At 65.2% G+C, this 20822-nt stretch carries 20 protein-coding genes; 18 read left to right on the plus strand and 2 right to left on the minus strand.

Annotated features, from left to right (window positions below; all coding sequences use genetic code 11):
- Window positions 1-38 precede the first annotated feature (38 nt).
- From WM2015_RS07935 to WM2015_RS08005, 15 genes are all read left to right on the plus strand, one after another.
- Window positions 39-545: a YceD family protein gene (locus WM2015_RS07935; RefSeq protein WP_049725538.1), complete on the plus strand. Its 507-nt coding sequence runs from the start codon at window positions 39-41 to the stop codon at window positions 543-545.
- Between the two features lie 21 nt (window positions 546-566).
- Window positions 567-776 (plus strand): 50S ribosomal protein L32, encoded by a 210-nt coding sequence (gene rpmF / locus WM2015_RS07940; RefSeq protein WP_049725539.1) that lies wholly within the window; start codon window positions 567-569, stop codon window positions 774-776.
- 40 nt (window positions 777-816) lie between these two features.
- Window positions 817-1827, plus strand: a complete 1011-nt coding sequence (gene plsX / locus WM2015_RS07945; protein WP_156200995.1) for a phosphate acyltransferase PlsX — start codon at window positions 817-819, stop codon at window positions 1825-1827.
- A 144-nt stretch (window positions 1828-1971) separates the two neighbouring features.
- Entirely contained in the window at window positions 1972-2889 is a 918-nt protein-coding gene (locus WM2015_RS07950) for a beta-ketoacyl-ACP synthase III (RefSeq protein ID WP_375782509.1), read from the plus strand.
- 62 nt (window positions 2890-2951) lie between these two features.
- Window positions 2952-3899: an ACP S-malonyltransferase gene (fabD, locus tag WM2015_RS07955; RefSeq protein WP_049725542.1), complete on the plus strand. Its 948-nt coding sequence runs from the start codon at window positions 2952-2954 to the stop codon at window positions 3897-3899.
- Window positions 3900-3923: 24 nt separating this feature from the next.
- Entirely contained in the window at window positions 3924-4673 is a 750-nt protein-coding gene (gene fabG / locus WM2015_RS07960; RefSeq protein WP_049725543.1) for a 3-oxoacyl-ACP reductase FabG, read from the plus strand.
- 157 nt (window positions 4674-4830) lie between these two features.
- The gene (gene acpP, locus WM2015_RS07965) at window positions 4831-5070 is read left to right on the plus strand and encodes an acyl carrier protein (RefSeq protein ID WP_049725544.1); all 240 of its coding nucleotides are present in this window, start codon (window positions 4831-4833) and stop codon (window positions 5068-5070) included.
- Window positions 5071-5151: 81 nt separating this feature from the next.
- Complete coding sequence (gene fabF, locus WM2015_RS07970) at window positions 5152-6399, plus strand: beta-ketoacyl-ACP synthase II (protein ID WP_049725545.1); 1248 nt, start codon at window positions 5152-5154, stop codon at window positions 6397-6399.
- A gap of 20 nt (window positions 6400-6419) precedes the next feature.
- Complete coding sequence (locus tag WM2015_RS07975; RefSeq protein WP_245609745.1) at window positions 6420-7769, plus strand: aminodeoxychorismate synthase component I; 1350 nt, start codon at window positions 6420-6422, stop codon at window positions 7767-7769.
- The gene (pabC, locus tag WM2015_RS07980; RefSeq protein WP_049725547.1) at window positions 7766-8599 is read left to right on the plus strand and encodes an aminodeoxychorismate lyase; all 834 of its coding nucleotides are present in this window, start codon (window positions 7766-7768) and stop codon (window positions 8597-8599) included. The genes WM2015_RS07975 and pabC overlap by 4 nt, the downstream gene beginning before the upstream one ends.
- Complete coding sequence (gene mltG, locus WM2015_RS07985; protein ID WP_049725548.1) at window positions 8587-9582, plus strand: endolytic transglycosylase MltG; 996 nt, start codon at window positions 8587-8589, stop codon at window positions 9580-9582. The genes pabC and mltG overlap by 13 nt, the downstream gene beginning before the upstream one ends.
- A 3-nt stretch (window positions 9583-9585) precedes the next feature.
- On the plus strand, window positions 9586-10209 hold the full coding sequence (gene tmk, locus WM2015_RS07990; protein WP_049725549.1) for a dTMP kinase: 624 nt from the start codon (window positions 9586-9588) through the stop codon (window positions 10207-10209).
- Complete coding sequence (holB, locus tag WM2015_RS07995) at window positions 10206-11168, plus strand: DNA polymerase III subunit delta' (RefSeq protein ID WP_049725550.1); 963 nt, start codon at window positions 10206-10208, stop codon at window positions 11166-11168. Before tmk ends, holB begins: the two co-directional genes overlap by 4 nt.
- Before the next feature lie 3 nt (window positions 11169-11171).
- A complete protein-coding gene (locus WM2015_RS08000) occupies window positions 11172-11510 on the plus strand; it encodes a PilZ domain-containing protein (protein WP_049725551.1) in 339 nt (112 codons plus the stop codon).
- Window positions 11511-11529: 19 nt separating this feature from the next.
- Window positions 11530-12612, plus strand: coding sequence for a DNA polymerase IV (locus tag WM2015_RS08005; RefSeq protein ID WP_156200997.1), 1083 nt, complete (start codon window positions 11530-11532; stop codon window positions 12610-12612).
- Between the two features lie 3 nt (window positions 12613-12615).
- Here WM2015_RS08005 and WM2015_RS08010 read toward each other — a convergent pair whose 3' ends face one another.
- Window positions 12616-14304 carry an AMP-binding protein gene (locus WM2015_RS08010; protein ID WP_049725553.1) on the minus strand — a complete coding sequence of 563 codons (1689 nt, stop codon included), beginning with the start codon at window positions 14302-14304 and terminating at the stop codon, window positions 12616-12618.
- A gap of 230 nt (window positions 14305-14534) precedes the next feature.
- Here WM2015_RS08010 and WM2015_RS08015 point away from each other — a divergent pair, with 230 nt between their 5' ends.
- From WM2015_RS08015 to WM2015_RS08025, 3 genes are read left to right on the plus strand one after another with little or no spacing between them, the layout of a single operon-like run.
- Entirely contained in the window at window positions 14535-16457 is a 1923-nt protein-coding gene (locus WM2015_RS08015) for a glutamate-cysteine ligase family protein (protein ID WP_049725554.1), read from the plus strand.
- Entirely contained in the window at window positions 16454-16903 is a 450-nt protein-coding gene (locus WM2015_RS08020; protein ID WP_049725555.1) for a Cif family virulence factor, read from the plus strand. Before WM2015_RS08015 ends, WM2015_RS08020 begins: the two co-directional genes overlap by 4 nt.
- Before the next feature lie 16 nt (window positions 16904-16919).
- Window positions 16920-19940, plus strand: a complete 3021-nt coding sequence (locus tag WM2015_RS08025) for a DEAD/DEAH box helicase (protein WP_049725556.1) — start codon at window positions 16920-16922, stop codon at window positions 19938-19940.
- 6 nt (window positions 19941-19946) lie between these two features.
- Here the strand turns inward: WM2015_RS08025 and WM2015_RS08030 are convergent, their stop codons facing one another.
- Window positions 19947-20807, minus strand: a complete 861-nt coding sequence (locus tag WM2015_RS08030) for a cytochrome c oxidase subunit 3 (RefSeq protein ID WP_049725557.1) — start codon at window positions 20805-20807, stop codon at window positions 19947-19949.
- Window positions 20808-20822 lie beyond the last annotated feature (15 nt).

Genomic DNA, 20822 nt, shown 5'->3' on the forward strand with positions numbered 1-20822 from the left:
TGTTGTCATTGGAAAGCCAATGATATAATGGCGGGCTTATGTCGCGAGACTATCCAGACTGGATTCATCCGGAGAAGGCGGCCAGCGCCCGGCGCGATTTCAGCGGCCGCGTGCCGGTCGAGCGCCTGGAACGCCTGCGCGGCCTGGTCGTCGAAGGCGAACCTGGCTGGGTGGAGTTCAGCCTGCGCTTCTCTCACGACGAGCAGGGGCAGATCCGCATCGACGTCCACGTCGATGCCGAGGTACCCCTGCAGTGCCAGAGAACGCTGAAGACCTTTCAGCAAGCCCTGTCCAGCGACTCGGTCGTGGCAGTGGTGGGTAGCGAGGAAGAAGAAGCCGCGCTGCCCGAGGATTACGAGGCCAGGCTCTGCCCGGACGACCGACTCGAGGTGCTCGACCTGGTTGCCGAGGAAGTGTTGCTGGCACTGCCGCTGGTGCCGGTCGATCCGGCCTCCGAACCGATGGAGGCCCCGGCAGCCGAGGCGGAGACACATCGACCGTTCGAAGCGCTGGCCGCGCTGAAGAAACGGTCAAGGCAAAAATAGACTGGAAAACTGGAGAACAACATGGCCGTTCAGAAAAGTCGCAAGACCCCGTCCCGTCGCGGCATGCGTCGGTCACACGATGCCCTGTCCGCCCCGACCCTGTCGGAAGAATCGTCCACGGGTGAGACCCATCGCCGTCACCACGTGTCCGCGGAAGGATTCTATCGCGGCCGTCAGGTCGTCGAAGTCGCCCCCGAGTTCGACGAGGAAGCGGAAGACCTGCAGGACTGAGCCCGACGGGCACCACGTCCTCTGAGCTGAAAGCCAGGCCTTGCAAGGAACCACGCCGATCCGGATCGCCGTCGACGCCATGGGCGGGGATGGCGCACCGGACGTGGTCATCGACGCAACCCGCCAGGTCCTGAGCGATCGGCACGATCTCGAGATCGTGCTGGTCGGTCCGGAAGACCGTTTGCTGCCGGCGCTCGCCGGAGGCGCCGGGGGCAAGCTCCCGGATCGCCTGACGATCCACCACGCAGAACACGTTCTCGCCGCCGATGTCAGTGCCGCGGCGGCGATTCGTCGTGGGCGGGGCAGCAGCCTCTGGCAGGCCATCGATCTGGCCGAGCAGGGGCGGGTCGATGCCGTGGTATCCGGTGGCAGCACCGGCGCACTGATGGCACTTTCCAGGCAGAAGATCGGCATGCTGCCGGGCATCGAGCGTCCGGCGTTGATGGCCGCACTGCCTAGCCGCCAGCAACAGTTGGTCTGGATGCTCGACCTGGGCGCCAACATCAACGTCGACGCGCCGCGCTTGCTCGAGTTCGCGCAGCTCGGCGCGGTGGCCGTCAAGGTGATCGAGAATCGTGCGCCGAGGATCGGACTGCTGAACATCGGTAGCGAACCCGGCAAGGGCCCGGATGTCATCCGCGAGGCCGCTCGTCTCATCGAGGCCCAGGAGACCCTGGACTACGCGGGTTTCGTCGAGGCCGATCAGGTCTTTGCCGGCGCCGTGGATCTCGTCGTCTGCGATGGTTTCTCCGGCAACATCCTGCTCAAGGGTGCCGAGGGCGCCATTCGCCTGCTGTTCGAGCGGATGCGCGAGGAGTTCCAGGGCACCCTCGGCGGCATGGTGGCGCGACGCGGAATGAAACGACTGCATGACAGACTCGATCCAGCCCGTCATAATGGCGCTCCGATGCTGGGCGTGCGCAAGACCGTGATCAAGAGCCACGGCAGCGCGTGCAGCCGAGGTTTCGCAAGAGCGATCTCGCTGGCGGCACTGGAAGTCGAACGCGACCTGATCAATCGGCTCGATGAGCAACTCTGGGCCAGCTACTAGGCTCTGAAGTACGACAACATAACGAGACAAGAATCAGTCCAGAACGATGTGCCGACTGGGTAGTCGGCCACGCCATGGGCATGGGGACCCGAATCGATGTATGCGCGAATCGCAGGAACCGGCAGCCATCTGCCCGAGCGAGTAATGACCAACAAGGATCTCGAGTCGCTGGTCGACACCAGCGATCAGTGGATCCGGGAGCGAACCGGCATCGCAGAGCGCCGCATCGCCGCCGAGGGTGAGACCACCTGTGATCTGGCCGAGCAGGCCGCTCGCAAGGCGCTCGACGCGGCCGGACTGACCGGCGCCGACATCGACCTGTTGATCGTCGGCACGACCACCCCCGACCTGGTCTTCCCTTCAACTGCCTGTCTGCTGCAGCACCGTCTCGGAGCGGCAGAATGTGCCGCCTTCGACGTCAATGCCGCCTGTTCCGGATTCATCTACGCCATGTCCGTGGCCGACCAGTTCATTCGTGCCGGCTCGGCCAGCAAGGTCCTGGTCGTCGGAGCGGAAACCCTGACCCGCATGCTCGACTGGAACGATCGGGGCACTTGCGTGCTGTTCGGGGACGGCGCCGGTGCGGCCGTGCTGGTGGCCGATTCCGAGCCCGGCATCCTGTCCACCCACATCCACGCCAACGGCGGCTATGGCGACCTGCTCTGCACCGAGGTCGGCGTCTCGACCGGTTTCAAGGCCGAAGAGCGCGGTGGGGTGCGCGTGTCGATGCGCGGCAACGAAGTATTCAAGGTCGCCGTCAATACCCTGGGCCGCATCGTGGACGAGACCCTGGCCGCCAACCAGCTGGAGAAATCCGACCTGGACTGGCTGATTCCCCATCAGGCGAATCTCCGCATCATCAAGGCCACGGCAAAGAAACTGAACATGTCGATGGATCAGGTGATCGTGACCGTCGACAAGCATGGCAACACCTCTGCGGCTTCCGTGCCGCTGGCGCTGGACGAAGCCATCCGCAGCGGACGGGTCAAACGCGGAGAGAAGCTTCTGCTGGAGGCCTTCGGCGGCGGTTTCACCTGGGGTGCCGCGCTGGTCGTCTATTGAAGCCCCATCGGGGCTGACTACCGTCTTCCCGTTTTCTTTTCATCGCTGAAGGACCGACCGTCATGAGCGATTTCGCATTCGTTTTTCCCGGGCAGGGTTCGCAGAGCGTCGGCATGCTGTCCGACCTGGCAGCCCGGCATCCCGAGGTCCAAGCGACCTTTGTCGAAGCCAGCGAGGCGCTGGGCGAGGATCTCTGGACCCTGAGCCAGAGTGGGCCGGCAGAACGCCTGAACCAGACGGCGATCACCCAACCGGTCATGCTGGCCGGAGGCATCGCCACCTGGCGGGTCTGGCAGTCACTCGGCGGCCGGGCGCCTCGGCTTCTCGCCGGCCACAGCCTCGGCGAATACGCCGCCCTCGTCGCGGCAGGGTCCATGAACTTCGGTGACGCCATCAAGGTGGTGGCCGAGCGCGGTCGCCTGATGCAGGCCGCCGTCCCCGAAGGTCAGGGCGCGATGGCCGCGATTCTGGGACTCGACGACGAAGTGGTCGAAGCCCTTTGTCGCGAAGTCGCCGAAGGGCAGGTGGTGTCGGCCGCCAACTACAACAGCCCCGGGCAGCTGGTGATCGCCGGCGAGGCCACCGCCGTCGAGCGGGCCATGCACAGCGCCAAGGAAGCCGGCGCGCGGCGGGCGGTGATTCTGCCGGTCAGCGTGCCGTCGCACTGCGCGCTGATGAAACCGGCGGCCGAACAGCTCGCCGCGACCCTGGCCGAGGTCGAGATCGGGCCACCTTCGATCCCCGTGCTGCATAACGTCGATGTCCAGTCGCGCATGGAAGGGGCATCGATTCGGGAAGCGCTCGTGGCTCAGATGCATTCGCCCGTACGCTGGACCGCGACGGTTCGGGCACTGGCCGAGGCAGGCATCGACCGGGTGGCGGAATGTGGCCCCGGCCGGGTCCTGGCCGGTCTCGGACGACGTATCGAACGCAGCCTGAACTGGGCCGCGCTGGAAGATCCCGAACAGATCACCAGCTGCGCCGCCGAGTGGGACCAGAGCGGCAACTGACCGTCAGCAAACGAGGAGGAGTCAATGGAGTTCGAAAACGCACAACGCATCGACGGGCAGGTCGTCCTGGTCACCGGCGCGAGTCGTGGCATCGGCCAGGCGACCGCCGAATGGCTGAGCCGGATGGGTGGCCAGGTCTTCGGTACCGCAACCTCGCAGGCCGGGGCGGATGCCATTTCCGAGCGCCTGGGCGAAGGTCGGGGCCTGGTGCTCGACGTGACCGATGGCGACGCGGTCCAGGCGACCATCGCCGCCGTCAACGAGCAGGCTGGCCCGATCACCGTTCTGGTCAACAACGCGGCCATCACCCGCGATCAACTGCTGATGCGCCTCAAGGACGAGGACTGGGAGGCCGTGCTGGACACCAACCTGACCGGCGCCATGCGCATGACCCGCGCCTGCCTGCGCGGCATGCTGAAGGCGCGCGGCGGGCGCATCATCAACGTGTCGTCGGTGGTCGGTTATGCGGGCAATCCGGGGCAGGGCAACTATTGCGCCGCCAAGGCGGGCCTGGCCGGCTTCAGCCGCGCGATCGCCCACGAGGTCGGCTCGCGGGGCATCACCTGCAACGTGGTGGCGCCCGGCTTCATCGACACCGACATGACTCGAGCGCTCGACGAGCAGCAGCGCGAGCGCCTAACGGGTACAATTCCGCTCGGGCGTCTGGGTGAGCCGGAGGACGTTGCCGCCTGCGTAGGATTCCTGGCCAGCCCGGCCAGTGCCTACGTCAGCGGGCAAACCCTGCATGTCAACGGCGGAATGTACATGACCTGATGGTTCAGGTGTACTTCATAACTATCTGAAATCACGAATTTCATAATAAAAACATGGTAGAACCCGATCCGCAGAAAGGGTCGGTTCAACTGGTCATCGACCGCGTTGTTCACTACAATGGCGCGGCTTTGGAAAACCCCCTTAGAGGACAAGCAACATGAGCAGCATTGAAGATCGCGTCAAGAAAATCGTCATCGAGCAGCTGGGCGTCAAGGAAGAGGAAGTGACTCCGAGCGCGTCCTTCGTGGACGATCTGGGTGCCGATTCGCTGGACACCGTCGAACTGGTGATGGCCCTGGAAGAAGAGTTCGAGTGCGAGATTCCGGACGAAGAGGCCGAAAAGATCACCAGCGTTCAGCAGGCGATCGATTACATCAAGGCCAACGTCGACAAGTAAGTCGTATGTGGGAGCCCAAGACGACAATCCGGGTGACGATGGGCATGCTCATCGTCGCCACAAACGCGGCGGGTGATCAGCATGAAAGGTGACCGTCGAATCGTCGTCACCGGCCTTGGCATGGTGAGTCCCGTGGGCAACGACGTGCCCAGCGCCTGGGACGCCATCAAGGCCGGCCGAAGCGGGATCGGACCGCTGACTGCCTTTGACTGCGAGCGCTTCCCGGCGAAGATCGCGGGGGAAATCCGCGATTTCGACCTGGACGCCTACCTGTCACCCAAGGAGGCACGCAAGTCCGACCCCTTCATCCACTACGGGATGGCTGCGGCCATCCAGGCGATCGAGGACGCCGGTCTGGGCGAGCAGCCCGACGAGGCCGAGCGCTTCGGAGTCGCCATCGGAGCGGGAATCGGTGGCATCCAGACCATCGAGCAGACCTACCAGACCTATCTCGATAGCGGTCCGAGGCGGATTTCTCCGTTCTTCGTGCCCGGCTGCATCATCAACATGGTCGCCGGGAACATCTCCATCCGCTATGGTTTCAAGGGCCCGAACATCTCCATCGTGACGGCCTGCACCACGGCAACGCACAACATCGGCGAAGCCGCTCGCATGATTGCCTACGGCGACGCCGACGTCATGGTCGCCGGTGGTGCCGAGTACGGTACGACGCCGACCGCTTACGGCGGCTTCACCGCGGCACGTGCGCTGTCGACGCGAAACGACGATCCCGAAGCGGCCTCCCGGCCCTGGGATGTCGACCGGGATGGTTTCGTGCTCAGCAACGGCGCGGGCGTCGTCGTCCTCGAGGAATACGAGCACGCGCGCAAACGTGGTGCCAGGATCTACGCCGAAGTGATCGGTTACGGCCGCAGCGCCGACGCCTATCACATGACCTCGCCACCCGAGGGCGGGGAAGGGGCTGCGCGCTGCATGAAGAATGCCCTGAACGACGCCGGCCTCAATCCGGATGACGTCGACTACATCAACGCGCATGGCACGTCCACCCTGGTCGGTGACCGGGCGGAGTGCGAGGCCATTCGGGGATTGTTCGGTGCCGAGGTCGGCAAACTGATGATCAGTTCGACCAAGTCGATGACCGGACATCTGCTGGGTGCGGCCGGCGGGGTGGAAGCGATCTTCACCATTCTGGCCCTCGATGAGGGCGTGGTGCCGCCGACGATCAACCTCGATCAGCCGGACCCGGCCTGCGAAGGCCTGGACCTCGTGCCCAAGGAGGCCCGTCAGGCTCCGATCGAGGTTGCCCTGTCCAATTCCTTCGGTTTCGGTGGCACGAACGGCTCGCTGCTTCTGCGGCGCCTGGCCTGACCCGCCAAGCCAGCGCCCTCATGTCCAGCATGGACGTCGCATGGTCCGAGCGCCTGAGTTCGGCGCCGGACCTGCTCGCCGTGCATCGGGCCCGACCGGACGACTGGCCCTTTCTGCTGGCCAGTACCGCAACCTCTCCGAAGCTGGGGCGCTACTCCCTGTTGCTGTTCCAATCCGGGCCCGGCTTCGGTCTGTCCCAGCCCGCGCCCGGAGAACGTGTCCAGGCCTGCCCCGATTTCTTCCGACGTCTGTCGGGCCTGGTCGAAGCGGCGAACCCCGCTCCGAGCACTCGCTGGCCCTTCATCGGCGGCTGGTTCGTGTATCTCGGTTACGAACTGGCCGTATCGATCGAGCCGACCCTCGAACTCCCGGCAGCCGATGACGAACTGCCCGTGGCCTGGGTCAGTCCCTGTCCGGCCGCCCTGATCATCGATCACACGCTGGGCCATTGCGACCTGGTGGCAGAGAGCGAAGCCATGCTCGACGCCGCTCGAAGCTCACTGCAGGCCGCACTTCGATCACCCTCGACGTCGACAGGCATTCCCCGACTCGCGCTGGACTCCGATCCCGGCGGGCGCTTCAAGGCGGGTGTCGAACGGATCCGGGAGTGGATCCTTGCCGGAGATGTCTTCCAGGTCAATCTCTCCCGGGCCTGGCGCGGGGAAGCCGCGCGGGAGATCGACGCCAGCGCCGTGTTCGAGGCCCTGGCCGAGGCCAATCCCGCGCCCTTCGCGGGACTGGCGAAACTGCCGGGTGCAACCGTGGTCAGTTCCTCACCCGAGCGCCTCGTTGAACTGCGGGGGCGAGACGTCCAGACCCGGCCGATCGCCGGCACACGTCCCCGTGGCGAGACCGATCACGCGGATCGCTCCCTGTCTGCCGAGTTGATGGGACACCCCAAGGAGCGCGCGGAACACATCATGCTGATCGATCTGGAACGCAATGACCTCGGACGGGTCTGCGAAGCCGGCTCGGTCGAAGTCGACGAACTGATGGTCGTCGAGAGCTATGCCCACGTGCATCACATCGTCTCGAACGTGCGCGGCCGGCTCCGGCCCGAGCTCGGTGCCGCGGAGCTGATCCGTGCCGTCTTCCCCGGCGGCACGATCACCGGATGCCCGAAGGTACGATGCATGGAGATCATCGCGGAGCTGGAAGCGCAGGGTCGCAGCTTCTACACCGGCTCCATGGGCTACCTGAGCCGTGACGGTCAGATGGATCTGAACATCCTGATCCGCAGTCTGTCCGTGTCGGGAAACCGCCTGGGCTTCCGTACCGGCGCGGGCATCGTCGCCGATTCCGATCCGGATGCCGAGCTGGCTGAAACCCAGGCCAAGGCGCGGGGGCTGCTGCGGGCGCTCGAGCCATGAGCAGGGCCCGGATCGACTGCCTGATCGACGGGCGGGCCGATGATCGTCTGCCTGCCGACGATCGCGGGCTGCTCTACGGAGATGCCCTGTTCGAGACCATGGCCTTTCTGAACGGCCGTTGTCCGCTCTGGTCGCGGCACTGGACCCGCCTTCGACACGGGGCTGGCGTGCTGGGCATTCCCTTGCCGGAGGAAACCCTCGTCGAAAGCGAATGCCGACGACTGCTCGCCGGCGACGAGCGGGCCGTCATTCGACTGACCCTGACTCGGGGCAGCGGAGGGCGCGCCTACTGGCCTGCGCCGGAATGCCGGCCTCGTCGAATCCTTCAGCGTCGGGACTGGCCGCCCGGCATCGAGCAGCAGCATCGGTCGGGCCTGCGCGTCGTTCGTAGCAGCATCCGCCTCGAGGGCTCTCCGACCCTGGGCGGGCTCAAGCATGGCAACCGCCTGGAACAGGTGCTGGCCGCCAGAGAATGCCTGGAAAGAGGCGCGGACGAGGCGATTCTCCTCGACACGGACGGATGCCTGGCCGAAGCGATCGCCAGCAACCTCCTGCTCCTCATCGACGGCGAGTGCCTGGCCCCGGATTCGCGCGCGGCTGTGGCCGGTGTCGGTCTGGACTGGCTCCTCGACCAGCCAGAGGCCGGCGTCCGCAAGGCCCGACTCGAAGCCAGCGATCTGGACCGGGCTGAATCGATCATGGTGATAAACTCGGTGGCCGGCATTCGTCCGGTCAGGGAACTGGACGGGCGCGCACTGGAAATCGGTGGACTGTGCCGCCGCTTCCAGGCCTTGTGGACCCAGCGACTCGACCCGCCATGCGACGACTGATCAGCGTTTTCCTACTGTTCCTGCTGCTGGCTGCAGGGGTGACCGCCTGGCAGTGGTCGGCCTGGCGCGATTTCCTGCAATCGCCCGTCAATCCGGATGGACCGGTGGCGCTCTGGATCGCGCCCGGCACGAGCTTCGGCGGCCTGGTCCGCCAGTTCGAGGCGCTCGGCCTGGCCCGACCGGACTGGCGCTGGCGTCTGTACGGCCGGCTGCATCGACCCGGCCTGCAGGTCGGCGAGTTCCTGATCGATGCCAACCAGACGCTGCCGGCCCTGCTGGCCCGACTGGAATCAGGACGGGTCCGCGAACACCGCTGGACCCTGGTCGAGGGCTGGACCCTGCGACAGATGCGCGCCGACCTTGCAGATGACCCACGACTGCGTCACGAAAGCCGGGGCATGGACACGGAGGCGCTGATGGCCGCGCTGGACTGTGCCGGTTGTGAGGCCGAAGGGCGCTTTCTGCCCGAAACCTACTTCTTCATTCGCGGCAGCAGCGATCTGGACCTGCTGCAACGCGCCCATGAGGCCATGGACCGGGCCCTCGCCGATGCCTGGGCCCGTCGTGATCCCGAGCTGCCGATCGATTCGCCCGAGGAGCTGTTGATCCTGGCCTCGCTGATCGAGCGCGAAACCGGCGACCCGTCCGAGCGTGCCCAGGTGGCCGGAGTGTTCAAGCGGCGGCTGGAACGTGGCATGCGGCTGCAGACCGACCCGACCGTGATCTATGGCCTGGGTGAGGGCTTCGATGGACGCCTCAGACGTGTGCATCTGCGTACCGATCATCCCTGGAACACCTACACTCGCCATGGCCTCCCGGTCACGCCGATCGCCATGCCGGGTCGAGCCTCCCTCGAGGCCGCGGCCAGACCGGCCGATGGCACGGCCCTGTATTTCGTGGCCAAGGGCGATGGAACCCATCAATTTTCCGATACGCTCGATCAGCACAATGCGGCGGTCGATCGTTACATCCGTGGACGCTGAAAGATGAAAGCTCGTCTGATTACCCTGGAGGGCGGCGAAGGAGCGGGCAAGTCGACCGCCGTGGCCACCGTGCGCGACTGGCTCAAAGCGCAGGGTCGCACCTTCACAGAGACTCGCGAGCCGGGCGGGACTCCGCCGGCGGAAAGGATTCGTGCGCTGCTGCTGGACCCCGAGACCGGCGATCTCGAGCCGCTGACCGAGCTGCTGTTGATGTTCGCGGCGCGTGCGGAAAATCTCCGGCAGGTAATCCGGCCGGCACTGGCGCGCGGCGAGGACGTGATCTGCGATCGCTTCACCGATGCCTCGATGGCCTATCAGGGCTACGGTCGCCAGCTCGGACCGGCCCCGGTCGAAACCCTGGCGGGCCTGGTCCACCCCGATCTGGAGCCGGCGCTGACCCTGTTGCTCGATGTACCGGTGAGCGTCGGGATGGCACGGGTCGGGCGTCGCTCCGATCAGCGCGACCGCTTCGAACAGAACACCGTGGCCTTTCTAGAGCGCGTGCGCCAGGGCTATCTGGAGCAGGCGCGGAAACATCCGGAGCGCTACCTGGTGATCGACGCCTCACAGCCGCTCGAACAGGTCACCCAGGCGATCAGGCAGGGCCTGGCGGAGCGCCTGTCGTGAACCTGCCCTGGATCACACCCTTGCAAGAGGCCCTGAACGAGCGCCTTGACCACGATCGGCTCGGTCACGCGCCGTTGATCCAGGGCCCGGCCGGAGTCGGCAAACGCCGGTTGGCTCGCTGGTTGGTCCATCGACTGCTCTGCCTGCAGCCGGCCGATGGCCAGCCCTGCGGCCAATGTCGGGCCTGCGAACTGCTCGACAAGGGCACTCATCCCGATCATTTCCAGGTCCGGATTCCCGAAGACAAGAAGGAAATTCCCGTTGATAGCGTGCGCGCCTTCAATGCCCAGCTGCAGTTGACCGGAAGCATCAGTGAACGCCGAGTCGGGCTGATCGAGCCTGCCGAAGCGATGAACACCAACGCTGCCAACGCCCTGCTGAAGACCCTCGAGGAGCCGGCTGCGAACGCCTGGCTCGTGCTGGTCAGTGACCGCCCCGGACGCCTCCCGGCCACGATCCGCAGTCGCTGCCAGCCGATCTCGGTGCGCCCTCCCGATCATGACATCGCGCTGCAATGGCTGGAAGGCAGCGGCCCGGCAGTCGACTCCAGCCGTCGCCTGCAGGCCCTCACCCTGGCCGGGGGCGCGCCTCTGGCGGCGGTTCGACTGCTCGAGGCGGGCGGCCTGGACTTCGGGTTCCAGATCCGCTCGTCCCTGCTGGCGCTGGCACAGGGGCAGGGCGTCGATCAGGTCCTCAGCGAGGAATGGACGCAGGAGGCGCGCAGCACCTGGCAATGGCTGGCCCTGTGGACCGAGCGTGCCACTAAGCAGCGCATGATGGCCGGCGGCGATGAGGCTCTGGACATGCCGATCGGAACGGCGCCGCCGGCCACGGCCATGGCTGAACTCTGGCAGCAGGCGCTGGAGGGCGCCGCATTGTCGGCGACGAGTGCGCGTCAGGATCTACTGCTCGGCAAATGGCTGCTAGAATGGAAATCCGTCTGTCAGCAGGGAAGATGAGCGATGGCACAGAAAGGCATCCTCTCCTACAGCATCGAGAACAAGCAGGATCTCTATGCAGCCTACATGCCGTTCCTTACCAACGGCGGCTTGTTCGTGCCCACCAAGAAGTCCTTCAAGCTCGGTGACGAGGTGCTGATTCTGCTGAGCCTGCTCGGCGAGGAGCGGATCGCGATTCCTGGCCAGGTCGCGTGGATCACGCCCCTGGGATCGCAGCACAGCATCAGCCCGGGCGTGGGCGTGCACTTCGCCGACAGCCCGGAAGGCACCCAGGCAAGAAACACCATCAGCTCTCTGCTCGCCGGCATGCTCGAAAGCGACAAGCCGACGCGAACCATCTGAGCAGGCCAGCCGTCGGGCCGTGACCGCCCGAGCCATCATCCATGTCGACATGGATGCCTTCTACGCCAGCGTCGAACAGAACGACCACCCCGAGCTTCGCGGACGTCCGGTCATGGTCGGCGGAGGCAGTGCGCGGGGCGTGGTAGCGGCAGCAAGCTACGAGGCCAGACAGTTCGGTGTGCGTTCGGCCATGCCCGGTCGGACGGCCCGCCGCCTCTGCCCGAACGGTGTCTTCGTCAAGGCCCGCTTCGATCGATATCGCGAGGTATCGGCACAGGTGTTCACGATCTTTCGATCACACAGCGAGCTGGTCGAAGGCCTGAGCCTCGACGAGGCCTATCTCGACGTGAGCGAAGCGGTTCGCGCCGGCGACGACCTGCTCGCCATCGGGCGCGAGATCAAGCTCGAGATCGCCCGCCAGACCGGCTTGAGCGCCTCGGTGGGGATGGCCCACAACAAACTGCTGGCCAAGCTGGCTTCCGATTACGACAAACCCGACGGTTTCGTCCACGTCCCTCCCGATCAGGTCCGACGCTTTCTCGATCCCTTGCCGGTGCGTCGACTCTGGGGCATCGGGCCAAGAACCGCGGAACGCCTGCACGATGCCGGTATCTACACGGCCGGGCAGTTGCGACGAACGGCGGCGGACGTGCTCACCGAGCTCTTCGGCCCCTCCGGTCCCGATCTGGCCAGGCGTGCCAGCGGCGAAGACGACCGCCCGGTCAAGGCATCGAGAGCGCGCCGTTCGATCAGTCAGGAAAGCACCTTCAGCGAAGACCAGACCTCGCTCGAGGCCTTGCGAGCGGTGATGGATCAGCAGGCGGCGCAGGTCGCCAGGAGCTTGCAGGACAAGGGGTTGCACGCCCGAACGGTCATCCTGAAACTGCGCTCGAGCAGCTTCTCGACCCTGACACGCTCACAGACCCTGGCGGGCTACACGCGCGATTCCAGACTCATTGCGGACACGGCCTGGAGTCTGCTCCAGGCCTGGGCGGATTGGCACCCGAGCTTTGCGGTTCGTCTGATCGGCGTGGGGGTGTCGGGGCTGGTCAGCCAGCCCGACGAAGCGAGCTGGCTGACCGCAGAGCAGCCTGGAGGGTAGAACTCAGTCGCTGGAGCTACGGGGATCCCCGTACTGATCACGCAGCTCGCGCCGCAGGATCTTGCCGACGTTGGTCTTCGGCAGTTCATCGACGAATTCGACGTACTTCGGCACCTTGTAGCCGGTCAGTTCCTTGCGACAGTGCTCGCGCAACTCCTTGACGGTCAGGCTCGGATCCTTGCGAACCACGACCACCTTGACCACTTCACCGGACTTCTCGTCGGGTGCTCCGATGGCTCCGACCTCGAGCACTTTCGGATGATCGGCCACCACGTCTTCGATCTCGTTCGGATAGACGTTGAATCCCGAGACCAGGATCATGTCCTTCTTGCGATCGACGATGTAGAAGTAGCCGTTCTCATCCATGCGCGCCATGTCACCGGTCCTGAGCCAACCATCCTCGGTCAGGACCTTGGCCGTTTCCTCGGGGCGCTGCCAATACCCCTTCATGACCTGAGGACCGCGCACGCACAGCTCACCCGTCTCGCCCTGGGCGACCGGCTGGCCGTCGGGATCGACCACCTGGCAGGAAGTCGACGGGATCGGCAGGCCGATGGCGCCGTTGTAGTCCTTCAGATCCATCGGGTTGATGCAGGCTGCCGGCGAGGTTTCCGTCAGTCCGTAGGCCTCGATCAGCGGCACGCCGGTGGTCTTCTTCCAACGCTCGGCCACCGCGCGCTGGACGGCCATGCCACCACCCAGGGTCAGGCGCAGGCTGGAGAAGTCCAGATCAGCGAACCCCGGCGTGTTCAGCAGGCCGTTGAACAGGGTGTTGACCCCGGTGATCGCGGTGAAACGAATGCTGCCCAACTCCTTGACGAAGCCGGCCATGTCACGGGGATTGGTGATGAGCAGATTGCGCCCGCCGAACTTCAGGAAGACCAGACAGTTCGCGGTCAGTGCGAAGATATGGTAGAGGGGCAGAGCGGTGACGATGGTTTCTTCCCCCGGCGTGACCAGGCTCCCCAGCCAGGCCGAGCTCTGCTGCATGTTCGCCACCATGTTGCCGTGGGTCAGCATCGCGCCCTTCGAGACCCCCGTCGTGCCACCCGTGTATTGGAGGAAGGCGAGGTCGTCGTGATTCAGGGCGGGCTCGTCGAGGGACGCCCGAGCACCGTCGGCCAGGACCGCCTTGAACGTCAGCGAGCCGGGCAGCGAGTAGGGCGGCACCATCTTCTTGACCCGGCGGATGACGAAATTCATGATCGCCCCCTTCAGGCCCCCGACCATGTCGCCCATACGGGTCAGGATGACGTGCTCGACCTGAGTGTCGTCGACCACGGCTTCCAGCACGCTGGCAAAGTTGTCCATGATCACGATGGCCCTGGCACCGGAGTCCTTGAGCTGGTGCTTGAGCTCCCTGGCCGTGTAGAGCGGGTTGGTATTGACCACGACGAGCCCGGCCCGCAGTGCGCCGAACACGGCGATCGGATACTGCAGCACGTTGGGCATCATGATCGCGATCCGATCGCCCTTGCCAAGGCCCAGGGCCTGCATCTGCGCGCCGAAGGCACGACTGTAGTCATCGACCTGCTTGTAGCTGAGCTCGGCGCCGAAATTGACGTAGGCCGTCTTGTCGGCGTAGGTCTCGCAGCTCTTCTTGATCACGTCGGTGACCGAGCTGAACTCGGTCATGTCGATTTCGGCCGGCACGTTGGCGGGGTACTGCCCAAGCCAAGGTTTGTCGGTCATCGGTCTACCCTTTTTTGTTGGTGAATGACGCTGTTACAGAGCGTCAAGCTTGGCATAACCGGGCATTCGAGACAAGAGAATCCGGGGCCGATCGACCCTGCGGAGAAATCCATCCTGCCGGCGCGACACAGGGTCCGGACGGTCCATCGCGCGGGAAGAAGCGCAGGGAGGTTTGCCCGTTTACCCGGAGGCGGCTATCATCCCGATTGAAACGAAGGGCAGTCCCGGATATGGGTGAGCAAAACGTAGATCAGGGCTCGGACGAGAATACCCGCCGCGCCTTCATGAAGGCACTCCTCGACGAGGTTCGAGCGCTGGAGGACATGCACGAGAACGGCATGTTCGAGTCGGGCATTCGCCGGATCGGTGCCGAGCAGGAAATGTTCCTGGTGGATCGCGCGGCCCGCCCGGCCCTGACCGCGATGCAGATCCTCGAGCGCATCGACGATCCCCGCTTCACCCATGAGCTCGGCCTGTTCAATCTCGAGGCCAATCTCTCGCCCCTGGAGCTCGGTGGCGACTGCCTGCGGCAGATGGAGGCCGAGACCGAGGAAGTGTGCGCGATCGCCCGGGAGAAGGCCGCCGAGGTGGAGAGCCGCATCGCCCTGGTAGGAATCCTTCCAACCCTGACCCGGGACCACCTCAGCCTGGATGCGATGGTCCCGACGGCGCGCTACTTCGCGCTCAACGAGGCCCTGCTGCGGCTGCGAGGCAGCCATTTCCAGATCAACATCAAGGGCATCGACCAGCTCAACTTCAAGCTCGACAACCTGATGCTCGAAGCCTGCAATACGAGCTTCCAGATCCATTTCCAGGTCGGGGCCGACGAATTCGCGCACCTGTACAACATCGCCCAGGCCGTCACCGGCCCGCTGCTGGCGGCCTGTGTCAATTCGCCCATCCTCCTCGGCAAGCGTCTCTGGCACGAAAGCCGGATCGCGGTGTTCGAGCACTCCATCGATGCGCGCTCCGAAGCCCATGCGGCGCGCGGTCACAAGCCCAGGGTGCATTTCGGAGATCAATGGGTCGAGGAGTCGGTGATCGAGATCTTCAAGGAAGACATCGCACGCTTCCGGGTCATTCTGACCACCGAATTCGAAGACGACCCGATCGGCAAGGTGGCACGCGGAGAAGCGCCCAAGCTCAATGCGCTGCGTTTGCACAATGGGACGGTCTACCGCTGGAATCGCGCCTGCTACGGGATTTCCGACAACGGCAAGCCGCATCTCCGGATCGAGAACCGGGTCATCCCTTCCGGCCCCACGGTGCTCGATGAGATCGCCAACGCCGCGTTCTTCTTCGGCATGATGGCCGCGCTGTCGCGCCGCGAATCCGACATCCGGGACAAGCTCCAGTTCGCCGACGTCAAGGCCAATTTCATCGCCGCCGCTCGCGAGGGTCTGCGCGCACAGCAGATCTGGTTCGACGAGCGCCAGATGACGGCCCAGGAACTGCTGCTCGAAATCCTGCTGCCGCTGGCCCGCGATGGCCTGGCCGACAGCGGCATCGACGCTGCCGACATCGATCGCTACATCGGCACCGTCGAGAAACGGGTCAAGAGCCGTCGGACGGGCGCCCGCTGGCAACTCGCCTCCCTCGATGCCATGCGCGGCAAGGCGAGCGATCACGAATGCCTGCGCGCCCTGACCAACAGCATGATCGATCAGCAGGAGCGCGGCGACTGCGTCGCCGACTGGGAACTGGCCGAGTTCTCACCCAGCCAGGACTGGCGCGACAGCTACCGCACCGTCGGGCAGTTCATGGCCACGGATCTGTTCACGGTCCGCCCGGATGACATCGTGGATTTCGCGGCGAGTCTGATGGAATGGCGCTACGTTCGACACGTGCCCGTCGAGGACGATTCCGGACACCTGCTCGGCCTGGTCTCACATCGGCAACTGCTTCGCCTGGTCGCCCGCGGCGGCCGGGCAGGGCAGACCACCATGGTTCGCGACATCATGCACACCGAACCCCTGTCGGTGACTCCCGAGACGACCACCGTCGAGGCGATCCGCATGATGCGGGAGAAACGCCTGAGCTGCCTGCCCGTGGTCAAGGACGGCAAGCTGGTGGGCCTGGTCACCGAATACGACCTGATCGTGGTCGCCGGCCGCCTGCTCGAGTCCTATCTGGCCGAAGACAGCGAGGCGTGAGTCCGGGTACCCTTCGGCACGGCGGATGGCTGGCCATCGTTCTGCTGCTGAGCGCCTGCGCGCCGCCTCCGCCATCCGAAGAACGCATCCGTGCCCGCCTGGGAGAAATGACCGAGGCCCTGGCCGAAGGGGATGTCCGGGCCGTACTGGCCCCCCTGGCCGAGGACTTCAACGGTGAGACCTGGAACCTCGACCAACGCGCTCTGCGCCTGCTGCTGCAGCGTGAGATGCGCGCCCATGAACGGGTTCGGGCGCGACTGATCGATATCGATGTAGAGCTTCACGGGGGCGAGCGGGCCACGGCAAGCTTTCAGGCCGTGCTGACCGGTGGCAGCGGGCTGTTGCCGGACGAGGGGCGCTGGATCCAGGTGGAAACGGGCTGGCGCCTGGATGACGATGACTGGTGGCTGATCTCGGCGTCGTGGGAGGACGTGATCGGCCGCTGAACGGCATAATGAAGGCATGCTGCCGTCGACCTTCAGCCCGAAGACCCGAGCCTGGTTCCAGGCAGCGTTCGACGAACCCACCCCGATCCAGCGTGAAGCCTGGCCGAGAATCCAGGCCGGCGAACACGTACTGATCAGTGCCCCGACCGGCGCCGGAAAATCCCTGGCGGCCTGGCTGCCCCTCCTCGATCGCCTGCACCGAGCGCCGCAGTCGGGCGAGCGGCGCGTTCGTCTCCTCTACCTCTCGCCGCTCCGCGCCCTGTCCCGGGACATGGCCCAAAGCATGCTCGAGCGGATGATCGGACCGAACAGTGGCCCGGCCGAAGGCCTGAGCATCGGCCTCCGAACGGGCGACACGAGCCCGCGAGAGCGGGCCGCTCAGCGGCGCCGGCCGCCCGATGTGTTGCTGACCACGCCGGAGTCCCTGTTCGTCCTGCTGGGCAGTCGAGGGGGAAGGTCCATGCTGGCCGGCGTCGAGGCCGTCATCATCGACGAGGTCCATGCGCTCATCGAGAACAAGCGCGGCGATCACCTGAGCCTGTCCTTGGAGCGACTTCAGGCCCTCGTCAATCGGCCGATACAACGCATCGGACTGTCCGCGACGGCCCGTCCTCTGGAGCGCGTGGCAAGCTTTCTGGTCGGGCAGGGGCGCGATTGTCGAATCGTCGATTGGGGTGCCCCGCAGAGCCCGTCGCTCCGGATCGAAACCCCGCCCCTGCCATTGGGCCATTTCGCGGGGCAGCTGCACTGGGCCTTCATCGAAGCACGCCTCATCGAGTTGGCCGAGCAGGCGGGCACGATGCTCGTCTTCTGCAACACGCGTGCCCTGGTCGAACGCCTCGGGCATCGGCTGGCGGACGCCCTGGGCGAGGATCGGGTCGCCTCTCACCATGGCAGCCTCGGACACGATCGGCGGCAGGTGGTCGAACAGGGGCTCAAGAGCGGAACGCTGAAAGTGGTCGTGTGTTCATCCTCACTCGAACTCGGTATCGATATCGGCCCCCTCGAGCGGGTCTGCCAGATCGGCAGCTGCCAGTCCATCAACACCTTTCGACAGCGCGCCGGTCGCGCCCGTCACCGGCCCGGTGAGCTCGGTCGAATCCACGCCTTTCCGCTCAGCCTGTCCGATCGCCTGGATCTGGCAGCCATGGAATCGGCGCTCGACCAGTCCGACATCGATCCCGTTCAGCCACGTTCCATCAGCGAGGACGTGCTCGCCCAGCAGCTGCTGGCCGAAGTCGCCACCGGGGAGGGGCGGATCCAGGTCCTGCTGCAGCGCTTTCGTCGAGCCTGGCCCTTCCGGGCCCTGGAGCTCGAAACCCTCGATGCCGTGATCGACATGCTGCACGACGGTTTCGTGCCCGGTCGGGAGACCGGCCGTGGCCCGCTCCAGCGCCTGGACCGCGACCGCCTCGAGGCCAGCGAATGGATCGATCGCCTCAGCCTGGTCAACGCCGGCACGATTCCCGAATGGTTCGAGTACGAAGTCATCAGCGACAAGGGCCGCCTGCTGGGCCGCCTGGACGAGGAGTTCGCCTTCGAGTCCTCACCGGGACAGGTCCTCAGCCTCGGTGGCCAGAGCTGGCGAATCCTGCGCATCGGGCCTGGCCACGTCGAAGTTGAAGCCAGCGAGGACGAGGCACCGAATCTCCCCTTCTGGTTCGGCGACGGCGCCGGTCGCAGTCAAGCGCTGTCCAGGCGTGTCCAGGGCATCATGGACGCCTCCGATTCCCAGCCCGGAGAACTGGGCCAATGGCTGGAGACCAGCCGCCAGCAGCTGGGACGTCTGCCGAGTGCGACACGGATCGTGATCGAACGATTCTACGACCCGGGCGGGGATCAGCATCTCGTTCTGCACAGCCTGTTCGGAGCTCGCCTGAATCGTGGCTGGGGCCTAGCCCTGCGGAAACGTTTCTGCCGGGGCTTCAATTTCGAGCTGCAGGCCGCCGCCACCGACAACGGCGTGCTGATTTCCCTCGGTGCGGTGCACAGCTTCGCCCTGGAGGACGTGATCCGCTGGCTGACGGCAAGCAGCATCGAGCCCGTGTTGACCCAGGCCCTCCTCGATACACCGATCTTCCAGACTCGACTGCGCTGGTGCGCCAATAACGCGCTCGCCATCGCCCGCCGCGACCTGCGCGGCAGGGTTCCAGCCCAACTGCAGCGAAGTCAGACCGAGAACCTGATCGCCCGCATCTTTCCCGACCAGCTGGCCTGTCTGGAGAATCTCTCCGGCGAGCGCAGGATTCCGGACCACCCGCTGGTTCGACAGGCGATGCGCGATTGCCTTGAAGAACACATGGACCTGCCGGGACTGATCGCCCTGTACCGCTCGATCGAGTCCGGCACCTGTGAGGTCCATTGTGTGGACCGTCAGCAGCCCTCGCTGCTCTCCGAAGCCATGATCCATGCGCCGCGCTCGAGCTTCCTCGACCCGGCCGCGGCCGAGGAACGCCGAACTCGCAGCTTCGAGACACCGGCCAGGAATCGAGGAAGCGCCGCTACCTTCGCACGCCCGCCCGAGGAGCTGGCTACGGCCCGAGGTCTGATGAGCGCTCTGAACCAGTTCGGCTACCTGCGCGTGGACGAGGGCGAGCGAGCGGGTGCTGCAGCCTCATTCCGTGGTCTGAGTTCGAGTTGCGCGGCCCTGGTGGTCCGACCTGACGGTCAGCGGCGCTTCTGGGTCGCACTGGAACGTCTGTCCCAGGTGCTGGCGGTCTGGCCGAAGGCCACGATCGGGCCGTTTCTCAGCCGAGCTCAAAGGCCCAGGCCGGATGCGGATGCCGACGAAGCCCTGGCCCGTCTGCTACTCGGGCGGGTTCGCTATCTGGGGGCAGGAAGATCCGGAGAATTGGCCAGTGAAACCGGCCTGCCGGTCACCACGATCGAAGCCGCGCTGGCCCGACTGGAAGCCGAAGGCCTGCTCGAACGCATCACTGAAGAGGATGAAAAGGGAAGCTGGCGAGAGCGCCTTGCCTGCCAGGGCAGTGCCCCGGCAAACAGAGGATCCGGGTCGCCGAGCGGGGCGACCCGGTGATCGGCATCAGACGATGTAGACGAAGATGAACAGGCCAAGCCAGACGACATCGACGAAGTGCCAGTACCAGGCCACAGCCTCGAAGCCGAAGTGGTTCTTCTTGGTGAAGTGGCCCATGGCGCAGCGCACGGTGATCACGGTCAGCATGATCGCGCCGACGGTCACGTGCAGACCGTGGAATCCGGTCAGCATGAAGAAGGTCGAACCATAGATCCCCGAACCCAGGGTCAGCCCCAGGTCCTTGTAGGCGTGAGCATATTCATACATCTGAACGTACAGGAAGACCACACCGAGCAGGATGGTGGCGATCATCCAGGCGATCAGGGCGCCGCGCTGGGAACGCTTCAGCGCCCAGTGAGCCATCGTGATCGTCACACCGGAGGTCAGCAGCAGCAGGGTATTGACCAGCGGCAGACCGAAGCCGGAAATGGTCTGGAAGGAACCACCCATCTCCGCCGGACCATTCGTCGGCCAGACGGCCTCGAAGCCCGGGTAGAGGAATTGGTTGGTCATCGCGCCCGTGCCCTCGCCACCCAGCCACGGCACGGCGAACATGCGAGCGTAGAACAGAGCGCCGAAGAAGGCGGCGAAGAACATGACTTCTGAGAAGATGAACCAGATCATGCCCTGGCGGAACGAGGTATCGACCGCCGAGTTGTACATGCCGGCTTCGGATTCCCGAATCACTTCCGCGAACCAGCCGAACATCATGGTGATCACGACCGCAGCACCTGCTGCGAAGAACCACGGGCCGGAACTGGCCTCGTTCAGCCAGTTAGCGGCGCCGATCATCATGATGAACAAGCCGATCGAGCCGACGATCGGCCACTTCGCGGTGTGGGGGACGTAGTAATTGCCTTGTGCCATGAGGGCTCCCTCGAT

This window comes from Wenzhouxiangella marina, assembly GCF_001187785.1.
Taxonomy (GTDB): domain Bacteria; phylum Pseudomonadota; class Gammaproteobacteria; order Xanthomonadales; family Wenzhouxiangellaceae; genus Wenzhouxiangella; species Wenzhouxiangella marina.

Coding starts and splice junctions, on each gene's coding strand:
- WM2015_RS08000 (WP_049725551.1), top strand. CDS start 11,172: ATGGCACAGAAAGGCATCCTCTCCTACAGCATCGAGAACAAGCAGGAT.
- WM2015_RS08030 (WP_049725557.1), bottom strand. CDS start 20,807: ATGGCACAAGGCAATTACTACGTCCCCCACACCGCGAAGTGGCCGATC.
- tmk (WP_049725549.1), top strand. CDS start 9,586: ATGAAAGCTCGTCTGATTACCCTGGAGGGCGGCGAAGGAGCGGGCAAG.
- rpmF (WP_049725539.1), top strand. CDS start 567: ATGGCCGTTCAGAAAAGTCGCAAGACCCCGTCCCGTCGCGGCATGCGT.
- fabD (WP_049725542.1), top strand. CDS start 2,952: ATGAGCGATTTCGCATTCGTTTTTCCCGGGCAGGGTTCGCAGAGCGTC.
- fabF (WP_049725545.1), top strand. CDS start 5,152: ATGAAAGGTGACCGTCGAATCGTCGTCACCGGCCTTGGCATGGTGAGT.
- WM2015_RS07935 (WP_049725538.1), top strand. CDS start 39: ATGTCGCGAGACTATCCAGACTGGATTCATCCGGAGAAGGCGGCCAGC.
- WM2015_RS08010 (WP_049725553.1), bottom strand. CDS start 14,304: ATGACCGACAAACCTTGGCTTGGGCAGTACCCCGCCAACGTGCCGGCC.
- WM2015_RS08025 (WP_049725556.1), top strand. CDS start 16,920: ATGCTGCCGTCGACCTTCAGCCCGAAGACCCGAGCCTGGTTCCAGGCA.
- fabG (WP_049725543.1), top strand. CDS start 3,924: ATGGAGTTCGAAAACGCACAACGCATCGACGGGCAGGTCGTCCTGGTC.
- WM2015_RS07950 (WP_375782509.1), top strand. CDS start 1,972: ATGACCAACAAGGATCTCGAGTCGCTGGTCGACACCAGCGATCAGTGG.
- mltG (WP_049725548.1), top strand. CDS start 8,587: ATGCGACGACTGATCAGCGTTTTCCTACTGTTCCTGCTGCTGGCTGCA.
- WM2015_RS08015 (WP_049725554.1), top strand. CDS start 14,535: ATGGGTGAGCAAAACGTAGATCAGGGCTCGGACGAGAATACCCGCCGC.
- WM2015_RS07975 (WP_245609745.1), top strand. CDS start 6,420: ATGTCCAGCATGGACGTCGCATGGTCCGAGCGCCTGAGTTCGGCGCCG.
- pabC (WP_049725547.1), top strand. CDS start 7,766: ATGAGCAGGGCCCGGATCGACTGCCTGATCGACGGGCGGGCCGATGAT.
- acpP (WP_049725544.1), top strand. CDS start 4,831: ATGAGCAGCATTGAAGATCGCGTCAAGAAAATCGTCATCGAGCAGCTG.